The organism is Flammeovirga yaeyamensis, from assembly GCF_018736045.1.
Classification (GTDB): domain Bacteria; phylum Bacteroidota; class Bacteroidia; order Cytophagales; family Flammeovirgaceae; genus Flammeovirga; species Flammeovirga yaeyamensis.
On record NZ_CP076133.1, the window covers coordinates 1,334,688 to 1,359,384 of the forward strand.

The following is a 24,697-nucleotide window of genomic DNA, read 5'->3' on the forward strand; positions in this document are numbered from 1 at the left end:
ATAAGATGATCAATACACTAACAAAACCTACTTATCAAGCAGACGCTAATAAAGATAATTATGGTTTTTCTCACGGATCTAGATTGGTCTTAGGTTGCTCTGGACTTGGTGGAGTTTGGGGTGCTGTAGAAGAAGAAGAATCTGTAAAAGTTATACTAAGTGCACTAGAAAATGGTATCAGTACTTTAGATACTGCACCATCGTACAACAGATCGGAAGAATTTGTTGGAAAAGCATTAAAACAATGGAATGGCGAACGTCCATTTATCAGTACAAAAATTGGTAGATTATTCGCCGAAAAAGCAGACGAGTTTAAACTAGATTACACTCGTGATACCATGCTTCGTAGTATGGAAAACAGTTTGAACAAATTGAATACAGATTATGTAGACGTATTGTTCTTACATGAGCCACATATGTTGCCTTACGATAAGCAAGATGATATTATTGAAACATTATCGTATATCAAAGCGCAAGGTATGGCAAAAAAAATCGGTGTAGGTGGTAACCCGGTTGATGATTTCTATCCGTTCTTCGAATCAGGAATTTTTGATGTTGTATCAGGCTTCATGAAAATGGATGCTTGTAACATGTCAGCTTTCGAAAGAGACATTCCTTATTTCCAAGAAAACAACATTGCTTACTATGCTGCATCTGCATTGCATATGGGCTTGTTGGGAGCACGTTTTGACAAACTATGCGAAGAGCGTCCAAACAACGAATGGATCTCTAATAAAGATGTGGATATAGCGATTAACATCAAAAAGATTGCAGACGAGAACAATATGGATATAGCGGAGCTTTCTTTACGTTATCTGATGTCTGTGAAAGAAGCAACTCGTGTGGTTATCGGTTCAAGAAAGATTTCTCAAATCGAATCGACTGTCGATTGCTGGAACAAAGGATCACTTTCAGAAGATCTATTTAATCAAATCACCAACTGTATCTATAACTAAACAACAACAATGAAAACAATCGTTTTAAATAAACCAGGAGAATTTGAGGTAACAGAAACTGTTCAACCTACAGAAGAATTACAAGCAGGAGAGGCTTTAGTAAAAGTACACAGAATTGGTATTTGTGGTACCGATTTACACGCTTACACTGGTAAACAACCTTTCTTTACGTATCCAAGAATTTTGGGTCATGAGTTGGGAGTAGAAGTATTGGCTGTGGCTGAGGGCGTGAGCAATGTAAAAGTGGGCGACAAATGTTCTGTAGAACCTTACTTCAATAAAACGGAAGACCACGCAGTGCAAAGAGGTTTTACCAACTGCGGTGAAAATATTTCTGTATTCGGTGTACACGAAGACGGTGGTATGAGAGAATTCTTTAAGATTCCAGCACAATACCTTCACGCTTCAAAATCACTGGGTTACGATCAGTTGGCTTTGGTAGAGACATTAAGTATTGGATGCCATGCGGTAAACAGAGCTAAAGTAGGTGCTGAAGATACAGTTTTAGTGATTGGTGCAGGTCCTATCGGAATGGGTGCTTGTCAGTTTGCAATGGCAGCAGGCGCGAAAACAGTCATGTTGGATATCAACGAAAGTCGTTTGGATTTCTGTTTGAAGCACATCAAAGTAGATGGTACAGTACAAGTGGACCAAGAAGCAGATGTGACAGAAAAGCGTATTAGAGAGCAATTTGATGGTAACCTTCCAACCGTAGTAATCGATGCAACAGGTAATAAATTCTCTATGGCCAACACTTTACAGTATACTGCATCAGCAGGACGTATCGTATTTGTCGGTCTTTTCCCTGGTGATTTTTCTTTCCACGATCCTTATTTCCACAAGAAAGAATTAACGATCATGGCCTCAAGAAACTCATTGCCAGCTGATTTCGATCAGATTATTGAAATGATTGAAAACGGTCAGATTGATACAGATCCATGGATCACTCACAAAATATTATTTACTGATATCGCCGATCATTTTGATAGCTGGTTAAAACCAGAAACAGGAGTGATCAAAGCGATGTTAGAACTTTAGACTAACGAATTTGATGACATCATTTGTAGGGACGTTGCATTGCAACGTCCTATCTAAGGCACAATAATGACCTTACTCAAAGATGAAAACTTCGAATTATCTCACAATCAACATATAATGAAATGAATAACGCTATTACAAATGACATTACTGTAGACAACCAACCTGCCGATGTACAAGAAGAAAAGCAGGGTAAAGTGGTTGAGAAAAAGTATTTAATTCCATTCATACTGATCACAAGTTTATTTGCCTTATGGGGGTTTGCCAACGACATTACCAACCCAATGGTATCTGCTTTTGAAACAGTAATGAATTTAGAAACAGCAAAAGCATCATTGGTACAATTTGCCTTTTATGGAGGTTATTTCACCATGGCACTTCCTGCAGCAATTTTAATCAAAAAATATTCTTATAAATCGGTTATTTTAATTGGTTTAGGCTTATATGCCACTGGAGCATTATTATTTATTCCAGCAGCCAATTTCGAAATGTTCGGATTCTTTTTAGGATCACTATATATCCTAACATTCGGTCTAGCATTTTTAGAAACTACAGCCAATCCGTTAATCTTATCTTTAGGATCAGAGAAAACGGCAACTCAACGACTAAACTTGGCACAAGCGTTTAATCCTATCGGATCTTTAACAGGTATGTTTGTGGCGTCTCAATTTGTACTATCAAAATTAGAATCTGCTACAATAGATGCAGATGGCGAACTTATCTTTCCCACATTACCTGAAGCACAACAATTATTGATTAGAACCCAAGATTTGATGATCATTCGTGATCCTTACGTATTCTTAGGTTTAGTAGTATTATGTATGCTAGTATTAATAGCAATTACAAAAATTCCAGAAAAGAAAAAGGACAGAACAGCTCCGATTCAATTAGGGGGAACTATCAGCAAGTTATTAAGTAACAAAACGTATAGAGAGGGTGTGATTACTCAAGTATTCTATGTGGGTGCTCAAATTATGTGTTGGACCTTCATCATTAAATATGGAGAATCGCTAGGTTACTCTAAAGCTGAAGGACAGAATTTAAATATCATTGCCATGTTCCTTTTCCTTGGCAATAGATTCTTAGCCACATACTTAATGCGATTTGTAAATACAGCGTTATTATTGGCAGTCTATGCAATTGGTGCTATTATCACAACATCAATAGTAATTTTTGTTGGCGGAGATATCGGACTGTACGCTTTGGTAGCCACATCCATCTTTATGTCGATGATGTTCCCGACAATCTACGGTATCACTTTAGAAGAAGTACCTCAAGAAAGAGAGTTTGGAGCTGCAGGTTTAGTAATGGCCATTGTTGGTGGCTGTTTAATGCCTCCTTTACAAGGTTATATTATTGACATGGAAACAGTTTTTGGTATGAATGCAGTGAACTTCTCATTCCTTCTTCCATTAGTATGTTTCGTAGTGATCAGTGTATTCGGATTTAGACGATTCCAAAAAATATAATTAATGAAATTCAAGAGATATTGTAAAGTACTTCAATTAACTGATAATCCTCAGTTAATTGAAGACTATAAAAGAGTGCATGGTAAAGGTCAGGCTTGGCCAGAAATTACCAACGGTATGAAAGAAGTAGGGATTCTAGATATGGAAATCTACATCGCCGGAACTCAGTTGTTTATGATTATGGATACGGTAGCTGACTTCGACCATGAGACTCAAATGGCGATTTTAGCAACAAAACCAAGACAATCAGAATGGGAAGCATATGTTTCTCAGTTCCAGGAAACAGATGCCAATGCTACAGCAGATGGCAAGTGGGTATTGATGGAACGTATCTACGAAATGGAACAACAAGTAGAATGTGCGAAAGAGGAAGGTCAGGTAAAAACGACCGATAAATTAGAAGTGACGATCAGTTAATTAAAAATTGACTTACAAATAATAAAAACAATGAACAAGGTACTAATGGTGCATCCGACGGATAATGTAATGGTCGCATTATCAGATCTTCAGGAAGGAGAGACGGTCGCTTACGAAGGACAAGATTACACAACATCAACTGCAGTAAAAGGAAAACATAAGTTTGCCTTAGAAGATTTTGCAGTAGGTGATAAGATATATATGTATGGCGTATTGGTAGGTAAAGCTACTCAGGCCATTAAAAAAGGAGAGGCGATTACCACAGAAAATGTAAAACACGCAGCAAGTGATGTGGCTGTTGGAGATCGTAAAACAGATTGGATCAAGCCAGATGTTTCTGCTTTTGAAGGTAGAACATTTAAAGGTTATCATAGAACAGACGGACAGATTGGTACCCAAAATGTTTGGTTGGTCGTTCCTTTAGTATTTTGTGAAAATAGAAACGTTTTAGCTGCGAAAGATATTCTAGAAGAAAAACTAGGATACGCAAAAGGCAGAGACTACGAATTAAATTTAGATGATCTCTTAGGTCAGTTAAACGAAGGAAAAACCGCTGAGGACCTTTCATCTAAAGACTTTATGTTGTCTTTGGAAGAACAAAAGAACCAAAGAGTTTTCAAAAATGTAGACGGTATTAAATTTTTGCTTCACGATGGTGGATGCGGAGGTATCCGTCAGGATGCAGAAACACTTTGTGGTCTATTAGCTGGATATTTGAACAATCCAAACGTTGCCGGAGCGACATTCTTAAGCTTGGGTTGTCAGAATGCACAAGTAGAAATTATGCAAGAGGCCATCAAAGCCGTTAATCCAAAATTTGATAAACCCGTCTATTATGTGGAACAACAAAAGAGTGCTTCAGAGGCAACTTTTGTAGGTGATATTGTAAAATACACCATGGCTGGATTGGTCGAAGCCAACAAGGTAGAACGTAAGGAGGCACCAATTTCTGCATTAAGATTAGGTTTAGAATGTGGTGGATCTGATGGATTTTCTGGTATCTCAGCCAACCCAGTAATCGGTTATGTTTCTGATATGCTAGTTGCTTTAGGTGCCATACCAATTTTAGCGGAATTCCCTGAGTTAAACGGTGTAGAGCAAAGTTTAACCGATCGTTGTCAGACAGAAAAAGATGCCAAAAGATTTGTTGATCTAATGGCGATTTATAAACATAGAGCCGAAGCAGTAGGTTCAGGTTTTGATGCAAACCCATCTCCGGGTAACATCAAAGATGGTTTAATTACCGATGCCATGAAATCTGCAGGTGCAGCCAAAAAAGGCGGTTCATCACCAATTGTAGAAGTATTGGATTATACAGAGCAGGTAACAAAACCAGGTTTGAACCTTCTTTGTACACCGGGTAACGATGTAGAATCAACCACCGCTTTGGCAGGATCAGGTGCTACTTTAATTACATTTAGTACAGGTTTGGGAACACCAACAGGTAACCCAATTACACCAGTAATTAAAGTGTCATCAAATACAGTACTTGCAGAGAGAATGAAAGACATTATCGATTTCAATACAGGTACAGTAATCACTGGAGAAGATAGCATTCCAACTAGGGCAGCAAAGATGTTAGACTACTTATTAGAAGTAGCAAGTGGTGAAGCTGAAACAAACGCCATGCGTATGCGTCAGGACGACTTCATTCCATGGAAAAGAGGAATTTCACTTTAAGCAGTTAAACATTTAAAATTGGGAAAAGTTGGATTATTATTTTTTTGACTAATCAAGGCAGAATTGAAGAGCATAGCCTTAGCTACGTGATGAAATTCTAACGTAGAGTAGTCAAAAAAGAAGATCTAAAACTTCCGATTTTGATTGTATAACTGCTAAATCAACATCAAAAACAATTAGAACTATGCAATTAAATAGAACAACAGCAAACGTAGAAAAGCGTCCTATAAAAGTCCTTCAATTTGGTGAAGGTAATTTCTTGAGAGCATTCATCGACTGGATGATCCACGAAATGAACGTAAAAGCAGACTTTAACGCAGGTGTAGCCGTAGTACAACCTATTCCACAAGGTTTAGGCGAGCTACTTTCTTCACAAGACGGTTTATATCATTTGTATTTAAATGGTATTGAAAAAGGTCAGCTAATCAATAAGAAAATGTTAGTGGATTGTATCCAATCGGTGGTCAATCCTTACGAAGATTATAACGCTTACTTGCAATTAGCAGAAGAGGAAGAACTAAAATTCGTTTTCTCTAATACAACAGAAGCAGGTATCACTTATAAAGCAGGTGATGCAAAAGATAAAGTTCAAGATAGTTTCCCAGCAAAATTGACAGCTTTCTTGAACCACCGTTTTGAACATTTCAAAGGAGATGCATCAAAAGGTTTAATTATTCTTCCATGCGAATTAATTGATAAAAACGGTGTCAAACTAAAAGAAATCATTCTAAAATATGCTGCTGATTGGGGCTTATCAGATGATTTTAAAACTTGGTTAGATTCGGCTTGTACATTCTATAATACATTAGTGGATAGAATCGTTCCAGGTTATCCTAAAGACCGAATCAAAGAGATTCACGAAGAGTTAGGATTTGAAGATCAGTTGGTAGTAGAAGGAGAGCAATTCCATTTGATGGTCATGGAAGGTGATCAATCCATTAAGGAAGTATTACCTTTTGAAAAAGCTGGTTTGAATATTATCGTAACGGATAATCAAGCACCTTACAGAACTAGAAAAGTGAGAATCCTAAACGGAGCACATACTTTGATGGTACCGGTAGGTTTATTGGCTGGGATTGAAACAGTAAGAGAGAATGTAGAAAATGAGCAAGTAGGTAAATTTGTAGATGATGCTGTAACCCTTGAAGTTATACCATCATTGCCTTCAGCAGAGGGTTTGGTTGAGTTTAAAGAAGATGTAATGGATCGTTTTAGAAATCCATTTATTCAGCATTACTTAAAAAGTATAGCACTAAACTCTTTTCCAAAGTTCAACACAAGGGTTTTACCATCAATTACTTCATTTATTGAGAAAGAAGGTAAAGTCCCATCTCATTTATTAATGTCATTTGCGGCATTAATCAAATTGTATGATCCTAAGAACCCTGTTGGTTTTAAACCTCAGGATAATCAAGATGTGGTTGAATTACTGAGTACTGTTTGGGAAGAATACAGATCCGAATATTTCAGTATTGATCAATTAGTTGAAAAAGTGCTCGCCTACAAAAATGTCTGGGGGCAAGATTTAAATCAACTACCACTTTTAAAAGAAGAATTATCGGTTTACCTAAGGGTAATTGATGCCGATGGTGGAGTACATTCCTATTTTTCAGAAAACGTTATCAATAGCTAATCATCCTGAATAAATAGAATAATTTTGATAAATTCCATATAGCAAAAAGGCTATCTTCAATTTGAGGATAGCCTTTTAACTTAATTAATGGATATATTTACTGGTCGATATCTACGCCCGTATTTCCGCTAAAACTATTCCTAGTAGAGCTAAGCTGACCACCGTTTTGCACACGTATTCCAGCATCTCCACTTTTGGAAATTGAACTGTTTTCTATAGTTAATGAAGCAGATGTTCCTACTTCTATATTTGCTTTTCGGTTTCCTCCATCAAATCCTTTTTGTCCGCCATTTTTAATAATGGTATGCATAATTACATTATTTGATGAATTGGATAAATAACGAAGTCCCCTCCAATAACCATTTACATCCTGATCTCCTTGAAAAATGATTTCATCTGTAGAAGTTCCGTTTGTTTTCAAAGATCCATCTTCTTGTACTTGGATTCCACTTTCTTGACGGCCATGGAATACAGCTCCTGCATCTACATTAATATCGGAAGCTAGGTATTCGATATTATCACATAATAAATAAGGAACATTAAGTGCTTGCCAAGTAGCATTTATAGTGGTTTCATCCCCACTCCAATACGAATCGATATAGTCTTTAGTATTACCAGTGTAATCACTGCCATTATCAAAATAATGGTAATGATTTACTTGTGTCATAACGGGAGCAAAATTTTCTGTAAGAGTATTATCAGCAAAGTCAACTAATACAGAAGTAAGTGTTCTTGTAAAAAGGCCATATCCTGCACTATTATATGATTTTGTATGTGTCATTTTTAATCGACCATCTCCATCCACCATAATATTGGCTTTTTCATTTCCTCCATCAAAACCTTTCTGACCTGCATCAGATATTTCAACATAAGTGAGTTCGTTATTTGTACTATTTGAATGGAATGATAATCCTCTCCATTTACCGGATAGACTTTCCTCCCCTCTAAAAATAATTATGTCAGAGGCTGTTCCTACGGCATTCAACGACCCTCCAGCTAAGATTTGTAGACCACTTTCATTACTACCAATTATTGTTGTACCTGCTGCAATTATAATATCAGATTCTATCACTTCAATATTCTCTGCCAGCTTGTAAGGAACATTGATTGCATTCCAAGTCATATCCTCATCACTATGAGTTGCACTCCACATACCTTCGATATAATCATTTGTATTTCCTGTATAATCAGATGTTTCATCAAAGAAATGAAAGTGATGAAATTGAGCGGATACAGCAGTTGCATTTAAAGTGATGATGTTATTACTAAATATTGTAAGGTTTGATGTTTTTTCTCTTAAATATAGACCATATCCACCTCCGTTAGTTAGTTTAGAGTTACTAATACTGATACTTGATTGATCGTTTATCATAATATTAGTTTTATGATTTGCTCCATCAAATCCTTTTTGACCTGCATAATCTATTTCGACATAATCTAAGATATTATTGCTGTTATTTGATTGAATATTAAGCCCTTTCCATGCACCTACTAATTGATTTACACCAGTTAAAATAATTGGTTCTTGTGCAGTACCTATTGCTTTTAGATACGCAGATGATGTTACATCAATTCCTGATTCACTGACAAAGACAATCTTTACTCCAGCTTCTATGGTAAGATTCGCTTGAAGTATGACATCAGATGAAGCTATATAATCAGGTAAAGTTGGGTCTTCAATTCGATTAGTTAAAGTTCGGTCCGAATTTAAAACACCTCCAATTTCTTCGGGTGAGTTCGTCCCACTTTCAACGACTATAGATATTTCATCAGAATCATTTGCTCCACTTGAGTTTATGGCATTTAATCTTAAAATGTATGTGCCAGTTGCTGTTGGGATAAATGAAGTCGTTGATGAAGTTGGATTTTCTACTTCAATTGAACTAACACCTGAGGGAATTTGAGTGAATTCCCATAAATAGTTTATACTTTCATTTTGACTATCAGTAGCTGATCCGTTTAATGTAACTTTATCACCTAAAAATACCGTTTGATCTTCACCAGCATCTACAGTCACCACACCGATTAGCTCTTCAATTGCTTTTTCATTGCTACAACTTTGTAAAAAAAGAAAAGCCAATAGATTGAAAGCAGCAAAGAGATTTAGTTTTAAAAATTTCATAAGAGAATAATTAATGGTAAAAAATTTAGAAATTATGTTTTGACAAAATTACCACTGATTATTCCTTGCATCAATTGGGGAAATTACTGAAATTGCGTCAGGAAAAACCCCTACAACTAACTTGACTCAAACTAAAATGTTATACAACAAATTACTATTACTCACTGCTCTATCAATTTCTTTTTCTCTAAATGCTACGAATAAAGAACCACTTGATAGCTTAAAAATTGAAGTCCTAAAAATGTCTGATAAAGAGAAAATATCTTTTTATTATGAACATTGTACAGACTATTCAGCTTCTCCACAGAAAGCTAAAAATGCCTTGTTTTTTCTTGATGAAGCCATTGAGCTATCAGAAAAAATGAATGATAAAGACTCTTATTATCGATTTAGAATTGAAAAATTAGGAGCTCAATCCATTCTCGAGAATGATAGTACGAAAATTTTAGAAATGGATGATATGATTTCGGAATTGAAAGACTATAATAATCTTGCTTTAATTCAGAGGGCCTTGGTCATTAAAGGAAATGAGCTTGAACAAATGGACTTAATGAGCGATGCAAAGAAGACTTACTTGGCTGCTTTGGATTATGCAATTACTCTAAAAGACACAAGCAGGCAAGGTGTGATATACAACAATCTAGGAAATATAGCGAATAAGACGAGTAGGAATGAAGAAGCGATAAAATACTATCTCCAAAGCTTGACCTTGAGGGAAAAAGGAGATCTTAAGAATCTAAATCGAACGTACAATAACATTTCTCAGATTTATAAAAGAATTGGAGATTATGAAAAATCAATTCTTTATAATCAAAAAGCAATACAGGTTCAGGTGGCTCAAAAAAATGTTTTCGGACAAAGTATAAGTTATTTAAACTTGGGGAACACCTATAGACATATGGGGCAGTATGATAGTTCAATATATTATAATAAAGAAGCGCTCCGTTTAAGTGAGTCAATTAATGACACAATAGGGTTTGCATTCGCTTTTTATAATTTAGGGTCATCCAATTTTTCAAAAAAAGATTTTCATGAAGCCATCAAATACTATAAAAAGGCCTATCCCATTTATGAGAAAGGTAATATGAAATCATATGCAGCATCTACATTAAATAGTTTATCAGCATCTTATAGGAGTGCAGGAAATTTAAAAAAAGCTGAGTATTATTTAATCAAGGCAGAGGTGCTTTCTAAAGATCTAAACTCATTTAGTCTAAAAGAAAATATTCATCAGAATTATTATTACATATACAAGGATCAAGGTAATTATAAAGAAGCACTTAAACATAGTGAACTCTACAAACAATATGCTGATAGCGTTCTGAATGAAAGTCAACTTGAAAAAATTGCAAGTCTCGAAAAAGACTATGAAATAAAAGATAGAGACAATAAAATAGCTTTGTTGGATAAGGAAAATGAACTTGCAGAGTTAAAAATTACACAACAAAATCTTGTTAGAAAAGGATTGATCCTATTGATTTTTATGACGTTCATTGTAGCATTTGTACTGTTCAGTAAATACAATGCAAAACGAAAAACGGAACGTATTTTATCTTTAAAAAATCAAGCATTAGACGAGGCTAACCATGTAAAAGATCAATTCTTTTCTATCATTGCTCATGAATTAAGAAATCCTTTGTCTGCATTTAAGATGTTAACAAATGGATTGAAATCGAACTTAAACTATTACTCTAAAGAAGAGATTGAAGATCAGCTGAATGAACTTAGGTTGTCAGCAAATAGTTTAAGTGAATTATTACAAAACTTATTACAATGGTCTTTATCTCAAACAGATAGAATGATAATTCAGCCAATAGATTCAGATGTGAAAGTAGTTTTAGATAATGTGATTCAACACTCAAATAGTTTTGCTCAACAAAGAGGAATCAAAATAAATAATGAGAAAGTAAACAATAGTATGATCAAAATGGATATTCAAACTATGGAGTTTGTTTTTAGAAACCTTATTATCAATTCCATTAAATTTTCACCATCAGATAGCGAAGTAATCATTGAAACAAATGAGCATACTGATTTTTTAAAAGTGAGTATAAAAGATCATGGAATTGGAATGTCAGAAAATGATGTTGAAAAACTTTTTCAATTGAATTACAATATGAATACGATTGGAAATTCTCCAAATAAAGGAAGTGGATTAGGTTTACTATTAGTTAAAGAATTTGTTAGTAGAAATAATGGTAGAATAGAAGTTCATAGTCAACTTTCTAAAGGAACTACAATTGATATATACTTACCTAAATACTAATGTTATGGAAAAGAAAATAAATATAGCTATCATTGATGATCATAAAATTATTCTTCAAGGTTTAAAGTCAATGATGATTGCAGAAGATGCTATTAAGATTTTAGGTTTATATCAAACAACAAAGGATTTTTTAATTTCAGAAACCATACAACAGATTGATATTTTATTGCTTGATATCAACCTAGGTAATGAATCAGGAATCTTGTTTGCTAAAAAGCTTAAAAAAAAATTTAACGATTTGAAAATCATTATGCTCACTGCTTTTGATGATGATACAAATGTTGAAGATGCAATTCTTGTAGGTGTTGATGCCTATATAACTAAAGATGCCGAAAAAGATGAATTGGTTTTGTCAATTCATGAAGTTTTTAATGGTAGGAAATATTTTGGTAAGAAAGTATCCAAATTAGTTTTTGATGGTTTTATACAAAATGTGAAATCTAAAAATGAAATTCCATTAAGTGAGCGTGAGTGTGAAGTATTAACCCATATTGCAGAAGGTTTAAAACATAAAGAAATTGCTGATGTTATGTGTGTGAGTGTTAAAACTGTAGAAACTCATAAGTCTAATTTACAGAGGAAACTAGAGTTATATACTACTGCTGATTTAGTGAAATATGCATTGAAGAATAGATTAATAGAAATGTAAATTATGTAACTAAAACTAATATTTTTTATGGGATTATAGCTTATCTTTAATTTTTATTGATAATATAAGTCTCTAGATCTTTACAGTTTAAATTTAAACGAATTTAAAAATAGGTAATGTTTGTAAATTTGTTTAAACAATTAATAATAAAATAAGAACTTGCCAATGCTAAATTATCAACAACCCTTTTGACTAAGCATTAACATGTTCAGGAATTTATTAATTCTCCTATTTTCACTTCTTATACTTTCGTGTGCTAAGGAAAAGAAAGTAGCTAATAACAAACCTATTTATCCATATAAAGTTGTTCAAGCTGAAATTAGAGATGTATCTTACGAAAAGGCTTACCCCGCAAGTGTAAAGGGTGAGGTGAGTAGTGAAGTACGTGCAAAAATTAGTGGCTATATCGATGCCGTATATGTAGATGAAGGTCAGAAAGTTCGAAAAGGACAGAAACTTTTTCATATAGAAACAGCTTCTTTAAGCGAGCAAGTACAAACTGCGAAGGCACAAGTAGAAGTAGCCGAAGTTGAAGTGGCTCGTCTTCGTCCTTTGGTAGAAAAGAAAGTAATATCAGAAATCCAATTGAAGACGGCAGAGGCGAAATTGGCAGAGATGAAGAGTAATCTAAATACCATCTATGCGAATATTAGTTACGCCACAATTACTAGTCCGGTGAATGGTGTAGTAGGTTCAATTAACTTTAGACAAGGTACTTTGGTGGGACCGAATACTGCTTCTTTAACAGAGGTGTCAGATATTCAAAATGTCTATGCTTACTTCTCGATGAACGAGAAAGACTTCCTTTCTTTTACGAAAGATGTAAAAGGTAAAGATATGGAAGAAAAAATCAAAAACTTGCCAAGTGTACAATTGCTATTGGCCGATGGATCTTTGTATGCTAACGAAGGAAATATTGTAACGATTTCTGGTAGTATCAATCAGGAAACGGGATCAGTATCATTTAGAGCAAAATTCCCTAACCAAGAAGGTATTCTGAGAGACGGTAGTAGTGCAAGAGTTATTGTGAAGAACGAAGTGAAAGATGCTTTGGTCATTCCTTATCAATCTACTTTTGAGCAACAAGGTCAGACGATCGTTTATAAAGTTTCAGAAACTGATTCTTTGTATACTAAAAAAATTACGACTTCTATCAAAACAGATCGTTTGTTAGTGATCGACCACGGTATTGAGAAGGGAGATAAAATTCTTGCTGAAGGTGTAAACGTTGTTCGATCAGGACAAAAAATTAAATCAAAACTAACCACTGTGGATGAAGTTTTAGATACTTATCAAACGGCATTCAAATAAGAAAAAATCAACTTCATGTTACAAAAATTTATAGATAGACCGGTACTATCCACTGTAATTTCTATTGTAATTACTTTGCTGGGTATACTAGGTTATATGGATCTACCTGTATCACAGTATCCAAATATTGCCCCTCCAACTGTTGCAGTAACAGCAAGTTACCCTGGAGCGAGTGCACAAACTATTCTTGAAAGTGTGATTGTACCTATTGAGGAACAAATTAATGGTGTAGAAGGCATGACTTACATGACTTCTAGTGCTTCAAACGATGGAGCTGCATCGATTACAGTTTTCTTCGAACAAGGTATTGATCCCGATGTGGCGGCGGTAAACGTACAAAACAGGGTAGCAAGAGCCAATTCTAAATTACCATCAGAGGTGATTCGTGGTGGTGTAATTACAGAAAAGAAAGAAAACTCTGCCTTATTATACGCAGCGATTTATTCAGAAAATAAGGATTACGGAGAAACATTCGTGACCAACTATTTAAACATCCAATTGAAGCCTGAATTGCAAAGGGTAAAAGGGGTGGCAGCCGTAAACGTTTTTGGTTCAAGAGATTACTCCATGAGAATATGGTTGGACCCAGCAAAAATGTCGACGTACTCTTTAACAACTGCAGATATTCAGAATGCTATTAATGAGCAAAGTTTGGAAGCAGCTGCTGGAGCATTAGGTCAGAACTCTGGTTCGCCTTTCGAATTTGTGATCAAGTATAAAGGTCGTTATAAGACACCACAAGAATACAAAGACATTATTATTCGCTCTGAAGGAAATGGTCGTTTTCTTCGTCTAAAAGATGTGGCGGAAGTAGAATTGGATGCCTTTTCTTACGATACAAAATCAATTACTTTGGGTCACCCAAGTGTGAGTTTTGGTGTGTTCCAAACGCCTGGATCAAATGCTCAGGAAGTAATTGAAAACCTTCACTTAGAGTTGAAACGCTTGGAAAAAACGTTTCCTGATGGCGTAAAATATGTGATCAACTACGATACAAACAGATTCTTAACGGCATCAATGAAAAAAGTACAAGTGACTTTAATTGAAGCTTTCATTCTTGTATTCCTTGTAGTGTGGATCTTCTTACAAGATTTTAAATCGACATTAATTCCTGCAATTGCAGTTCCAGTAGCCATTATTGGTACATTCTTTTTCTTAGGAGTATTAGGCTATTCCGTCAATTTATTAACCTTATTTGCTTTAGTCCTCGCCATTGGTATTGTGGTAGATGACGCCATTGTAGTCGTCGAAGCCGTCCATGCCAAAATGGACAATGGAGAAGAGGATTCTCATAGAGCCACAAGTACAGCAATGAGCGAAATCTCAGGTGCGATTATCTCAGTAACATTAGTAATGGCTGCCGTTTTCGTACCAATTACCTTCATTAAAGGGCCATCAGGTGTATTCTATGAGCAATTTGGGGTAACACTGATTATATCGATTTTGATATCCGCAGTAAATGCCTTGACGTTGAGTCCTGCACTTTGTGTGATGTTCTTAAGAAAACACGATGGACATGAAAAGAAATCTTTCTTCGATAGATTTTACGAAGTATTCAACATAGCTTTTGATGTAGCTGTCAAGAAATATGCTCGTACTTTGGAGCTATTCTTAAAAGTAAAATGGCTGACATTGGTAGCCATCATTTTATCGTTCGCAGGGATTTTATATTTCAATGAAAAAACACCATCAGGTTTTGTGCCTTCAGAAGATAGAGGAGTGGTGTTTATCAATATGGAACTTCCAATTGGTTCATCATTGGACCGTACATTTTCCATGACGGAAGAAATGTTAGCGGCAATAAAAGATATTCCGGGTATTCACTCGGCATCTATGAGATCGGGATCGAACTTCTTCTCGGGTGCAGGTAGTTCGTATGCCTTAGGTTTCGTACTTCTTAAGGGATACGACGAAAGAACGACTCCAGAAACAAGTATTGAAGGAATTTTGGCAGAATTAAAGAAGAGAACGGCACATATTAAAACAGCCAAAACCATCTTCTTTGTTCCTCCTAGTATTCCAGGTTTCGGTAGTTCGGATGGTTTCGAATTACAGATTCTAGACAAAGCATCAGGTCAGTTATCTGGGTTGGATGAAGTGGCGACAAAATTCACAAATGAGATCATGAAATCTGATGTGATTGCCTTTGCCTCTAATTCATTTAACGTGAACTTCCCTCAGTTGGAGATGGAAATTGATGTAGCAAAAGCCAAAGAATCCAAAGTACTTATTGGAGATATTTTTAAGTCAATGCAAGGGTTTATTGGTGGTTATTATGTCGCCGACTTCACAAGGTTTGGTAAACAGCTGAGAGTGAATATGCAAGTAAAACCTGAAGATCGTAAGAATGCAGGAAGCTTGGACAATATGTTTGTGAGAAACAGTGAAGGTACCATGGTGCAGATTTCGGAATTTGTGAAATTGAAACGTTCTTATGGTCCTCAATCGATCAAACGTTTCAACTTATACAATGCAGTATCAGTGAACGGTGGTGTGATGCCAGGACACAGTTCTGGTGAGGCCATCAAAGAGATTGATAGAATTGCAGCCGAAACCTTACCGATGAATTATGAAATTGCTTACTCTGGTTTAACGAGAGAAGAGATCAGTTCATCAGGACAATCAGTTTATATTTTCATGTTAAGTATCTTGTTTACTTATCTGTTCTTGGCGGCACAATATGAAAGTTATGTATTGCCGTTTGCTGTATTGTTCTCCTTACCTTTTGGGGTATTAGGTGCTTATAGTTTTACGTATTGGAGAGGTTTGGAAAACAACATTTATTTCCAAATTGCCATGATTATGTTGGTAGGTCTACTTGCGAAGAATGCCATTCTGATTATTGAGTTCGCCCTCCAGCGAAGGAACGAAGGCTACTCCTTATACGATGCCGCCATCGAAGGAGCAAAAGAACGTATTCGTCCAATCTTAATGACCTCTTTTGCCTTCATTTTAGGTTTAACCCCATTAGTAATGGCCGAAGGAGTTGGTGCAGCAGGTAACAAATCAATTGGTACAGGTGCAATGGCAGGTATGTTGGTGGGGACCTTACTAGGTTTAATTTTTATCCCAGTATTGTTTGTGGTATTCCAAGGTCTTCATGAGAAGATTGTACCGAAAAGATCTCATCAAAAACGTAAAAAAGAGAAATTAGAACATGCATAAAATTAAATATATATGGATGGGTGTGTTGATCAGCACACTCTTCTCTTCTTGTTTAATTCGTAAAGAATATAATCGAACAGTTGAAGTCGACAACGATCATCTCTACAGAATTAGTAATGAGAATGTAGATAAATCTGAAAACTTCGGACAAATACAGTGGTCAGACTTCTTTAAAGACAGCCTGCTGAATAACTATATCCAGAAATCAATATCAAATAATTACGACGTACGTATAGCTCTCGAAAATGTAGAGATTGCCAAGTCGTTGTTTTTGCAAGGTAAGAGTGTCAACCTTCCTTCAATCAATGGAAATGTAGGAGCAGGTTATACACAAAACTCAGCCAACACACCTGTAGGTAGTGTTTTTGGAAATCAGCAACAATACAATGTAGGTGTTGATGTTTCTTGGGAAGCTGATATTTGGGGTAAACTAAAAGCCACTACCGAAGCCTCAAGAATGAATTTACTCACCCAAGAGGAAGTTAAAAAAGCCATAGTATCTGATTTGGTAAGTCAGGTGGCTTATAACTATTACCGATTGATAGGGTATGATAAGCAAAAAGAAATCTTATTAAAAACGATCAAATCGAGAGAAGAAAGTTTAGAGGTAACACAAGCCCTATACGAATCAGGTGAATTGACTTTAGTCGCTGTAAAACAAACAGAAGCACTACTTTATAATTCTAAAGTACTTTTAGTTGAAGCAGAAAAGAACATCGAAATCTCTGAAAACGCCATCTCATTTTTAATGGGAGAAGCAGGTCAATCCATAGAAAGAGATTCCATTTTCAACGATCAATTTGATTTTCAATTAGACGTAGGTTTACCTATTCAACTTTTAGAAAATCGCCCAGACGTAAAAGCAGCGGAGTACAACCTTATCACCGCTTTCGAAAATGTAAATATCGCCAAAGCCAATTTCTATCCATCATTTAGAATTACGGCATCAGGTGGTCTCCAAAGTATTCAAGTCCAAGATTGGTTCAATCCTCAATCTTTCCTTTTCAATGTATTAGGACAAGTCACACAACCGATCTGGAATCAACGTCAGATTAAAACAAATTACGAAATCACACAGAGTCAAGAAAAAATAGCACTCCACAATTTCGAAAAACAAATCCTTCTTGCCGGTCAAGAAGTATCCAACTCCGTTTTAATCATCGATAAACAAGAGCAAAAAATCATCAACCAAGAAGCAGAATGTGAAGCCTACCGCCTTGCAGTACAATATTCTCAGGATCTCTTGGTCTCTGGTTCTGCCAACTACTTAGAAGTAGTCACCGCTCGCCAAAACCTTTTGGCTTCCGAACTTATCCTAGTAAATAACAAGCTGGATAAGATTACGGAGTTGATTAGGTTGTATAGAGCTTTAGGTGGGGGATGGAGTTGATAAATTAAAAATGAAAAGTTAAAAATGAAAAACGTAGTTAGTTAAATAGTTCGTGTAAACGGTATTTACTAACTACGTTTTTGATTTTGAAGTATTGATAATTTTCATCAAGATGTGTTTGATATCTTTGAGATCATTTAGAAGGCTCGAATACATTATATTCGTTAAATATGATGTGGCATGTAATAAGCGAATCCAATATATACTTTCATTGGTCTCTTTTAATGATATTGACAGTTTATGAATAAAGTCTGATTTACTTTGTGCAAATTCTGCTTCTGAAATATTTGCTCCTATAGACGTACCTGATCTCAATAATTGTTTTGACATTATAAATTCATTTTTCTGATCAGAAAGATATTTATAGGAGTTGACAATGCGAATAGAGAGTTGGAAAGATTTTTCAGCAACAAGACTCATGGTGTTTATAATTAAAATGAATGTTAAGCGTTAATTATTCAAACATAATTAAAAGTCTTACTAATACCAATAACAAAAAACGTAGTTAGTTAATTCTATGTACACTTACAGCTTAACTAACTACGTTTTTCATTTTTAACTTTTCATTTTTAATTTCAAAAAGTTTATATCAATTTAAAAATCTCGTCACTAGATAGTCTCGACTTCGGCAATTTCGCATTAAAATCTCCCTCAGCTCTATATCCAAGAGATACGAGACATAAAGAAGTAAAACCTTTTTCTCTGAGTCCAAATTCTTCATCCATTGCTTTCATGTCGAGGCCTTCCATTGGTACAGCGTCAATTCCCATGACTGCGGCACCGAGTAGTAGGTTACCTATGTTTAGGTAGACTTGTTTGTCCATCCAATGCTGGAGATCTTTAAGGTCGTATTTATGGATATCTGCAAATACGTTACGACCACCATGCATTTGATCTTTAAATTCTTGTTGTGCGAAGCGACCGTCTTTGTCTTCTTTATCCAATATATGTAACATATAGTCTTCATCTGCAGTTGTTCTTGAGCAAAATAAAACTACATGTGAGGCATTTAAAACTTTTGGTTCATTAAAGGCAAAGAATCCTTGTGTACCTTTTGCGATTCGTTTTTTACCTTCTTCAGAGCCTGCAATAATGAAGTGCCATGGTTGAATATTGGTACTTGAAGCACACATTCGAAGTAAGTTTTTGATTTGTTCAAAATCTTCATCAGAGATTTTTTTTGTTGGGTCAAACTCCTTTGTAGAGTAACGCCAATTCATTACTTCTTTTAAGTTCATGGGTTGTATTTTAAGAGTTAAAAATTTGATATCCGAAAATATCAAATCATAGAAGAAGACGGATTCTTTTTGAAAGAAAGTATTAGTGTATCTTATTAAAAATCAATTGAAAAGTAGGTTACTTATATTTATTCCTTCATTTCACAACAAGCACCATTGTAGCAAAAGAAAAATGCTCTTCACTAAAATGAGCTAAGTATATACTGTGTACGCGAAAAGTATAACTAACTACGTTTTTCATTTTTAACTTTTCATTTTTAATTTAATACCTCATTTTTCTCATTTAATATTTTTTGCCAGAACCGATAATGGTCATCATTTAACTCATAGAATCTCAAAAAGAATCCCTGCGCATGTACCGTAAGATTATTTTCCGTTTGATATAGTGCTAAATGATAAAATGGAATAAACCAATCGTAAGTTTTTACTTTAATTTTGATTCTGACAATGATGCCTTTTGTTTTGAGAATGACTCTGGCAAAATCTAATTGGGACCTGATTTCAGCATCGAAAGAGATGGGTAGGTTGGTGGCTATGATTTGATAAGGATTTGACCTCATTCTTGAAAATAAGACTCTGAGTAGTGGATGGTTTTTTCCGACCAATTTTTCTTCTGCTGCAGTTGATAGGTGTTTTCCGTGGGTAGTTTCTATAATCATATGTTCTGTTTTTTATTGAGAACTAATTGATTAGTAGAATGTTTTTAATTTGATATGAGCACAGATGATTTTTTCTAACATAAAAAGGAAGTCTCAATTTGAAACTTCCTTAGTGGATCTTGACTAGTAAAATATTATACGCCTGAAATGATCTGATAGTATATTGGCATTCCAATAGTGATATTGAAAGGAAATGTAACTGCTAGGGCCATTGGGATATATAATCCGGGGTTGGCATTGGGGGCTGCAATTTTCATTGCGGCAGGGACTGCTATGTAGGAGGCACCGGCTGCAAGTATGGAGATGAGTAATCGATCTCCGACTTCTTGGGTGATCCATCCACTGATAAGGGCGACGATTACACCATTTAATAATGGGATAACGATCCCAAAAGCAAAGGGGAAAATTCCATTTTTACAAAAAGCGGAGAGTTTTTTACCGCTACTAATTCCCATATCCAAAAGGAAGATGACTAAAAATCCTTTGAAAATATCGGTGGTGAATGGGGCGATGCCTTTCGCTTGATCATCACTTACTATTAAGCCGATAACCAAACTACCGACAAGTAATAAAACACTGCCATTTGTGAGGGAGTGCTTGACAATTTCCCATGTATTGATCTTATTTTCTCTGGTTTTAGAAAACATCGACATTAAAAAAACTCCAACAATAATTGCTGGAGCTTCCATGATGGCCATTATTGCTATCATATGCCCTCCAAAACTTATATTGTTTAATTCTAGAAATGAGACGCAAGTAATAAATGTTACTGCACTAATGGATCCATAAGCGGAGGCGATAGCTCCTGCATTATCAATTCCTAATTTTCTTTTTAAAAGAAAAAAACTATATATAGGTATGATTACCGATACGATGATACCTAAGAATACCATGGATAGGATATCAAAAGTGAATTCACTGTGTGATAATTCCTGACCGCCTTTAAAGCCTATGGCAAACAATAGATAAAGTGATATAAATTTTGATGAATTTTCTGGAATACTTAAATCGCTTTTTATTTGTGCTGCGACAATGCCCAATAGAAAGAATAATAGGGCTGGATTGGTAATGTTCTCTAGAAATAGATCTACATTCATAATGGTATAGTTGAATTAGTTTGGTGCTGCCATAAAACACATTTAGATGTAACTAAATGGTTTTATGACAGTCTTTTTAATCTACTCACATGAGATTTCTTTAAACTTCTGCTAGCTCTCTTCTAGCAACGGTTACATGACAATCAACTTCAAAGATAGCATCGCTATCTTTATATTGATTTAGTGATTGAATTAACTGCTGTTTTTCAGCTTTTAATTCTTCAACTCTTCCTTCTAAATCTTCTCCTCCTGTATTACCTTTCAAGAAGCGCTCGAAGATTTTCTTGTTTAGAAATTGGATCTTATGATCCAAGATTGAAATCAAAAGTTCTTTAGACTCTTCTGCATTGTATGCATTGTCGATGAGTTGTAACTTTAGTTCTTTCATAGTTAAAAGTGCCGGTTATAGTAAACCAAAAATTTTGAGTGAACGTTATGAGAAAACTGTTTTTCTTTTTCCTTGACACAAAGTAAATTATTTTTTTTCATTTATTTTTATTTATATATTTAATGCAAACTATAAATAATTTTTATGAACTTCACGCTACATCAACTACAGGTATTTTTAGAGGTGGTCAAACAAAAAAGTATCACTAAGGCTGCTGAGAACATGCACATGACACAGCCCGCATTATCTATTCAACTTAAAAACTTTCAACAACAATTTGATTATCAACTTACCGAGGTGATTGGTAGGAAGTTATATATCACTGACTTTGGAAACAACATTGCCGAAATTGCAGAAAGCATCGTATCTGAATCTGATAAACTGAAATATAAAACCAAAGAATATGGGGCTGAGATCGCCGGAAAATTAAAAGTTTCATGTGTTTCTACAGGTAAATATGTGATCCCATATTTCTTAAAAGATTTTATGCAAAATCATACTTCTGTTGAATTAGAACTAGATGTGACGAATAAATCATTAGTAATTGAAAGCCTTAGAAACAATGAAATTGATTTTGCTTTAGTATCTGTTAGCCCTTCAGATTTGAACTTAGAGGAGGAACCCTTATTGCAAAATAATCTATTTTTAGTGGGTAATACACCCGATTTACGAAAGGATAGGCCTTTCATTTTTAGAGAAAAAGGTTCTGCTACTAGGGCGGCTATGGACAATTATCTTTCTACAAGAAAAGTCCAAAAGAAAATGGAGTTAAAGTCAAATGAAGCAGTAAAACAAGCATTAATCGCAGGTTTAGGCTATTCTATTATTCCATTAATAGGTATTAGAAACGAATTGGCAAACAAAGAACTACATATAATTCCTAGAAAGGATTTACCTCTTTCTTCTACGTGGAGATTGGTGTGGTTAAAACAAAAACAATTCTCTCCAACAGCACAAGCATTTTTGGATTATATCAAGGAGCATAAAAGAGAAATTGTAGCTCAACACTTTAATTGGATCGCAGATATTGTTCCTCTAAAAAAGAAATAAAGTTAAATTATCAGGTGTTTCAATTAAACAATATCAAGATTATATTGTATTATTATTCAGGTATTTATCAAAATATTACATCAAAATTGATTTCAAAAAGTAAACCTTGGAATCAATTTTGCAACTTTCACCCATGTACTGCGTCATTACATTTAAAGCTTACGACATCAATAGTAATGACTTTTTAAATTTTCTTCTAATTAACGCTTACCAAAATGAAACACTTAACATTCTATTTAGGGCTTATTCTTTTATTAGTATATACTTCTGTTACACAAGCCTCAAATATTCCGGAAAATGAAAATCCAGAAAAAACTTCTGAAGTAGAAAACTTCGATTACCGTAACGGTATGCTTCAATGGGAAACATATGCAGGTGTCGATGTGAAATTTTTCTTAATTGAATCTTCAGAAAATTCTGAAAAATGGAAACTTGTAAACGAGGTAGATGCTTATGAAAAAATTAGATATAAGCACCGTTACACTTTTGATTTAAGAAGACCAAAGAAATTTTATCGTCTTTCTGTGATTAACACAAATGGAGACATAAAACAAATTGGAGTAATTGATACTTCAAAGAAAGAGTAAATTTACTCTAAATCCCCAACTCAACTTCAACTAAATGTACAATGAAACGATCATTATTTTTTTTACTGTTACTCGTAACAAGTACTTCTTTTGCACAAATTAATTTAAAAGGGTATGTTATTGGTAAACCTTTAAGTTCGGATCAACACGCTTCTACAAAGATCTCATTTGGAGGAGTTTATGGTAATCTAGTAACTTCGAGGACCAATTCCGGAGTCGTTTATGGACTAACATTTAACCCTGAAAAAGGAGGGACACCAAAGCTGATGACACAAGCTGAGGTACAAAAGTTTGTGTCTTCTTTAAACCATTACTTTCATGTGGATTTAAAAAGAGTATCCCAAGGAAAAGATGGTGTTTTTAAAGGATCAGAGAGTGGTTGTCAGTTTGTAGTGAATTACACACACAAACAATTTAGAAATGGATTATATTATTACATCGAAATGTTGATACATAATCCAAAACTTGGAGCATTATAAAACTTGAAATGGACTTTTGTAATTATTTAATCATAATAAGTAATACAAAAGTCCTTTATTATTTCTAAATAGCATGATCAATGTAAACCTTTTTTGATGATCACCGTTATATTTCTTCAGACAAAGAACTTTTAACTTTTCAATCAATTAACTGACTAAATAAGAAAAATCATGAAAACTATTTTCAAACAACTACTTGTAATCTTAAGCTTTGTAACACTGAACACTATTCATGCACAAAGTAGACCTTCATGGCATTCGGATGATTTAGCCATTACCTTTACAAAGGTGACCGATAATTTATATTGGTCGAATTCCTTGATAAAAGGAAGTGTAAAATATCATTTAGAGGTAGATCTAAATAAATCAATACCTAGATATACGCTAGTTACCGAACCACATCATGATCAAGAAACGGTAAGTAAAGTAATACAATACCATTTAAGAAATAATGGCACCGTGAATAAGTACGATGTACAAGAAAAGCATGAAGTAGGTGAGAAGGAATACAAAATGTATTTTCTAGTGAAGAAAAAAACTTTCGAAAAAGATAAAGCAGTGATGAAATAATCATTCTCAAAAATAAAAAAGTGGAAGAGCCCTAAATGTAGTTTGAATTACATTTAGGGCTTTCTCTATTTAGTTCACTAGGAATTAAATTGAACTAGTGATGATTTAATTTAAAAATGGAATAATAACTTGTTTAGATAGCAGTTCAGATTATTCCTAACGTTGTCAAATAACATTGTTGTAACTAGATGAAGTAATTAGATTTGAGCTCTATAAATAAGTACGATTCTAAATCTAAACCTCTTATCAATTCAATCTAATTAAATAATGAGAAACTTAATCCTATTAATCACCATCTTTTTAAGTAGTTGTACTGAAAAATGGAGTCTAACTGACAGTTCAGGAAACTTGGTAGATACTCATGAAAGAACATTGTCTTTTTCAGAACATCTTACTCTAATTTTTCCATACGTAATTTTAATTCTGATATTCATTGGAATTCCAGTAACGATATTTTTTATCATTAAATACTTCATTCGATATAATCATAAGATGAACAGTAGATACAATAATTGAATCAATCACTATTTGAT

Annotated in this window: 21 protein-coding genes; 15 read left to right on the forward strand and 6 right to left on the reverse strand. The window is 34.6% G+C overall.

Features of this window, described 5'->3' with window-relative positions:
• Nucleotides 1–5 precede the first annotated feature (5 nt).
• From KMW28_RS25200 to KMW28_RS25225, 6 genes are all read left to right on the forward strand, one after another.
• Complete coding sequence (locus KMW28_RS25200) at nucleotides 6–956, forward strand: aldo/keto reductase (protein WP_169663680.1); 951 nt, start codon at nucleotides 6–8, stop codon at nucleotides 954–956.
• Nucleotides 957–965: 9 nt separating this feature from the next.
• Nucleotides 966–1,994, forward strand: a complete 1,029-nt coding sequence (locus KMW28_RS25205; RefSeq protein WP_169663681.1) for a zinc-binding alcohol dehydrogenase family protein — start codon at nucleotides 966–968, stop codon at nucleotides 1,992–1,994.
• Between the two features lie 122 nt (nucleotides 1,995–2,116).
• Nucleotides 2,117–3,463 (forward strand): L-fucose:H+ symporter permease, encoded by a 1,347-nt coding sequence (gene fucP, locus KMW28_RS25210; RefSeq protein WP_169663682.1) that lies wholly within the window; start codon nucleotides 2,117–2,119, stop codon nucleotides 3,461–3,463.
• Between the two features lie 3 nt (nucleotides 3,464–3,466).
• Nucleotides 3,467–3,880, forward strand: coding sequence for an L-rhamnose mutarotase (locus KMW28_RS25215; RefSeq protein WP_169663683.1), 414 nt, complete (start codon nucleotides 3,467–3,469; stop codon nucleotides 3,878–3,880).
• 30 nt (nucleotides 3,881–3,910) lie between these two features.
• Nucleotides 3,911–5,560, forward strand: coding sequence for a UxaA family hydrolase (locus KMW28_RS25220; RefSeq protein ID WP_169663684.1), 1,650 nt, complete (start codon nucleotides 3,911–3,913; stop codon nucleotides 5,558–5,560).
• A 184-nt stretch (nucleotides 5,561–5,744) separates the two neighbouring features.
• Nucleotides 5,745–7,193, forward strand: a complete 1,449-nt coding sequence (locus KMW28_RS25225) for a tagaturonate reductase (RefSeq protein ID WP_169663685.1) — start codon at nucleotides 5,745–5,747, stop codon at nucleotides 7,191–7,193.
• A 97-nt stretch (nucleotides 7,194–7,290) separates the two neighbouring features.
• Here the strand turns inward: KMW28_RS25225 and KMW28_RS25230 are convergent, their stop codons facing one another.
• On the reverse strand, nucleotides 7,291–9,315 hold the full coding sequence (locus KMW28_RS25230; protein ID WP_169663686.1) for a PKD domain-containing protein: 2,025 nt from the start codon (nucleotides 9,313–9,315) through the stop codon (nucleotides 7,291–7,293).
• A gap of 136 nt (nucleotides 9,316–9,451) precedes the next feature.
• Between KMW28_RS25230 and KMW28_RS25235 the strand changes: the two genes are divergently transcribed.
• The 5 genes from KMW28_RS25235 (at nucleotide 9,452) to KMW28_RS25255 (ending at nucleotide 18,096) form a co-directional block, all read left to right on the forward strand.
• On the forward strand, nucleotides 9,452–11,581 hold the full coding sequence (locus KMW28_RS25235; RefSeq protein ID WP_169663687.1) for an ATP-binding protein: 2,130 nt from the start codon (nucleotides 9,452–9,454) through the stop codon (nucleotides 11,579–11,581).
• Nucleotides 11,582–11,585: 4 nt separating this feature from the next.
• A complete protein-coding gene (locus tag KMW28_RS25240; RefSeq protein WP_169663688.1) occupies nucleotides 11,586–12,230 on the forward strand; it encodes a response regulator in 645 nt (214 codons plus the stop codon).
• A gap of 204 nt (nucleotides 12,231–12,434) precedes the next feature.
• On the forward strand, nucleotides 12,435–13,541 hold the full coding sequence (locus tag KMW28_RS25245) for an efflux RND transporter periplasmic adaptor subunit (RefSeq protein ID WP_169663689.1): 1,107 nt from the start codon (nucleotides 12,435–12,437) through the stop codon (nucleotides 13,539–13,541).
• A gap of 15 nt (nucleotides 13,542–13,556) precedes the next feature.
• Nucleotides 13,557–16,706: an efflux RND transporter permease subunit gene (locus KMW28_RS25250; RefSeq protein ID WP_169663690.1), complete on the forward strand. Its 3,150-nt coding sequence runs from the start codon at nucleotides 13,557–13,559 to the stop codon at nucleotides 16,704–16,706.
• Nucleotides 16,699–18,096, forward strand: a complete 1,398-nt coding sequence (locus KMW28_RS25255; protein WP_169663691.1) for a TolC family protein — start codon at nucleotides 16,699–16,701, stop codon at nucleotides 18,094–18,096. Before KMW28_RS25250 ends, KMW28_RS25255 begins: the two co-directional genes overlap by 8 nt.
• A gap of 72 nt (nucleotides 18,097–18,168) precedes the next feature.
• Here the strand turns inward: KMW28_RS25255 and KMW28_RS25260 are convergent, their stop codons facing one another.
• The 5 genes from KMW28_RS25260 to KMW28_RS25280 form a co-directional block, all read right to left on the reverse strand.
• The gene (locus KMW28_RS25260; protein WP_169663692.1) at nucleotides 18,169–18,516 is read right to left on the reverse strand and encodes a four helix bundle protein; all 348 of its coding nucleotides are present in this window, start codon (nucleotides 18,514–18,516) and stop codon (nucleotides 18,169–18,171) included.
• Nucleotides 18,517–18,680: 164 nt separating this feature from the next.
• A complete protein-coding gene (gene nfsB / locus KMW28_RS25265; RefSeq protein ID WP_169663693.1) occupies nucleotides 18,681–19,334 on the reverse strand; it encodes an oxygen-insensitive NAD(P)H nitroreductase in 654 nt (217 codons plus the stop codon).
• A 257-nt stretch (nucleotides 19,335–19,591) separates the two neighbouring features.
• Nucleotides 19,592–19,993, reverse strand: coding sequence for a hypothetical protein (locus tag KMW28_RS25270; RefSeq protein WP_169663694.1), 402 nt, complete (start codon nucleotides 19,991–19,993; stop codon nucleotides 19,592–19,594).
• A gap of 134 nt (nucleotides 19,994–20,127) precedes the next feature.
• Entirely contained in the window at nucleotides 20,128–21,090 is a 963-nt protein-coding gene (locus KMW28_RS25275; protein WP_169663695.1) for a sodium-dependent bicarbonate transport family permease, read from the reverse strand.
• Between the two features lie 100 nt (nucleotides 21,091–21,190).
• The gene (locus KMW28_RS25280) at nucleotides 21,191–21,478 is read right to left on the reverse strand and encodes a hypothetical protein (protein ID WP_169663696.1); all 288 of its coding nucleotides are present in this window, start codon (nucleotides 21,476–21,478) and stop codon (nucleotides 21,191–21,193) included.
• A 144-nt stretch (nucleotides 21,479–21,622) separates the two neighbouring features.
• Between KMW28_RS25280 and KMW28_RS25285 the strand changes: the two genes are divergently transcribed.
• The 4 genes from KMW28_RS25285 (at nucleotide 21,623) to KMW28_RS25300 (ending at nucleotide 24,164) form a co-directional block, all read left to right on the forward strand.
• Complete coding sequence (locus KMW28_RS25285) at nucleotides 21,623–22,528, forward strand: LysR substrate-binding domain-containing protein (protein WP_169663697.1); 906 nt, start codon at nucleotides 21,623–21,625, stop codon at nucleotides 22,526–22,528.
• A 215-nt stretch (nucleotides 22,529–22,743) separates the two neighbouring features.
• Entirely contained in the window at nucleotides 22,744–23,115 is a 372-nt protein-coding gene (locus tag KMW28_RS25290; RefSeq protein ID WP_169663698.1) for a hypothetical protein, read from the forward strand.
• A 41-nt stretch (nucleotides 23,116–23,156) separates the two neighbouring features.
• Nucleotides 23,157–23,594, forward strand: coding sequence for a hypothetical protein (locus tag KMW28_RS25295; protein ID WP_169663699.1), 438 nt, complete (start codon nucleotides 23,157–23,159; stop codon nucleotides 23,592–23,594).
• A gap of 171 nt (nucleotides 23,595–23,765) precedes the next feature.
• The gene (locus KMW28_RS25300; protein ID WP_169663700.1) at nucleotides 23,766–24,164 is read left to right on the forward strand and encodes a hypothetical protein; all 399 of its coding nucleotides are present in this window, start codon (nucleotides 23,766–23,768) and stop codon (nucleotides 24,162–24,164) included.
• The last annotated feature ends 533 nt before the right edge of the window (nucleotides 24,165–24,697 follow it).

Coding starts and splice junctions, on each gene's coding strand:
- KMW28_RS25260 (WP_169663692.1), bottom strand. CDS start 18,516: ATGAGTCTTGTTGCTGAAAAATCTTTCCAACTCTCTATTCGCATTGTC.
- KMW28_RS25275 (WP_169663695.1), bottom strand. CDS start 21,090: ATGAATGTAGATCTATTTCTAGAGAACATTACCAATCCAGCCCTATTA.
- KMW28_RS25290 (WP_169663698.1), top strand. CDS start 22,744: ATGAAACACTTAACATTCTATTTAGGGCTTATTCTTTTATTAGTATAT.
- KMW28_RS25245 (WP_169663689.1), top strand. CDS start 12,435: ATGTTCAGGAATTTATTAATTCTCCTATTTTCACTTCTTATACTTTCG.
- KMW28_RS25280 (WP_169663696.1), bottom strand. CDS start 21,478: ATGAAAGAACTAAAGTTACAACTCATCGACAATGCATACAATGCAGAA.
- KMW28_RS25225 (WP_169663685.1), top strand. CDS start 5,745: ATGCAATTAAATAGAACAACAGCAAACGTAGAAAAGCGTCCTATAAAA.
- KMW28_RS25250 (WP_169663690.1), top strand. CDS start 13,557: ATGTTACAAAAATTTATAGATAGACCGGTACTATCCACTGTAATTTCT.
- KMW28_RS25285 (WP_169663697.1), top strand. CDS start 21,623: ATGAACTTCACGCTACATCAACTACAGGTATTTTTAGAGGTGGTCAAA.
- KMW28_RS25235 (WP_169663687.1), top strand. CDS start 9,452: ATGTTATACAACAAATTACTATTACTCACTGCTCTATCAATTTCTTTT.
- fucP (WP_169663682.1), top strand. CDS start 2,117: ATGAATAACGCTATTACAAATGACATTACTGTAGACAACCAACCTGCC.
- KMW28_RS25215 (WP_169663683.1), top strand. CDS start 3,467: ATGAAATTCAAGAGATATTGTAAAGTACTTCAATTAACTGATAATCCT.
- KMW28_RS25300 (WP_169663700.1), top strand. CDS start 23,766: ATGAAAACTATTTTCAAACAACTACTTGTAATCTTAAGCTTTGTAACA.
- KMW28_RS25240 (WP_169663688.1), top strand. CDS start 11,586: ATGGAAAAGAAAATAAATATAGCTATCATTGATGATCATAAAATTATT.
- nfsB (WP_169663693.1), bottom strand. CDS start 19,334: ATGAACTTAAAAGAAGTAATGAATTGGCGTTACTCTACAAAGGAGTTT.
- KMW28_RS25255 (WP_169663691.1), top strand. CDS start 16,699: ATGCATAAAATTAAATATATATGGATGGGTGTGTTGATCAGCACACTC.
- KMW28_RS25270 (WP_169663694.1), bottom strand. CDS start 19,993: ATGATTATAGAAACTACCCACGGAAAACACCTATCAACTGCAGCAGAA.
- KMW28_RS25295 (WP_169663699.1), top strand. CDS start 23,157: ATGAAACGATCATTATTTTTTTTACTGTTACTCGTAACAAGTACTTCT.
- KMW28_RS25200 (WP_169663680.1), top strand. CDS start 6: ATGATCAATACACTAACAAAACCTACTTATCAAGCAGACGCTAATAAA.
- KMW28_RS25220 (WP_169663684.1), top strand. CDS start 3,911: ATGAACAAGGTACTAATGGTGCATCCGACGGATAATGTAATGGTCGCA.
- KMW28_RS25205 (WP_169663681.1), top strand. CDS start 966: ATGAAAACAATCGTTTTAAATAAACCAGGAGAATTTGAGGTAACAGAA.
- KMW28_RS25230 (WP_169663686.1), bottom strand. CDS start 9,315: ATGAAATTTTTAAAACTAAATCTCTTTGCTGCTTTCAATCTATTGGCT.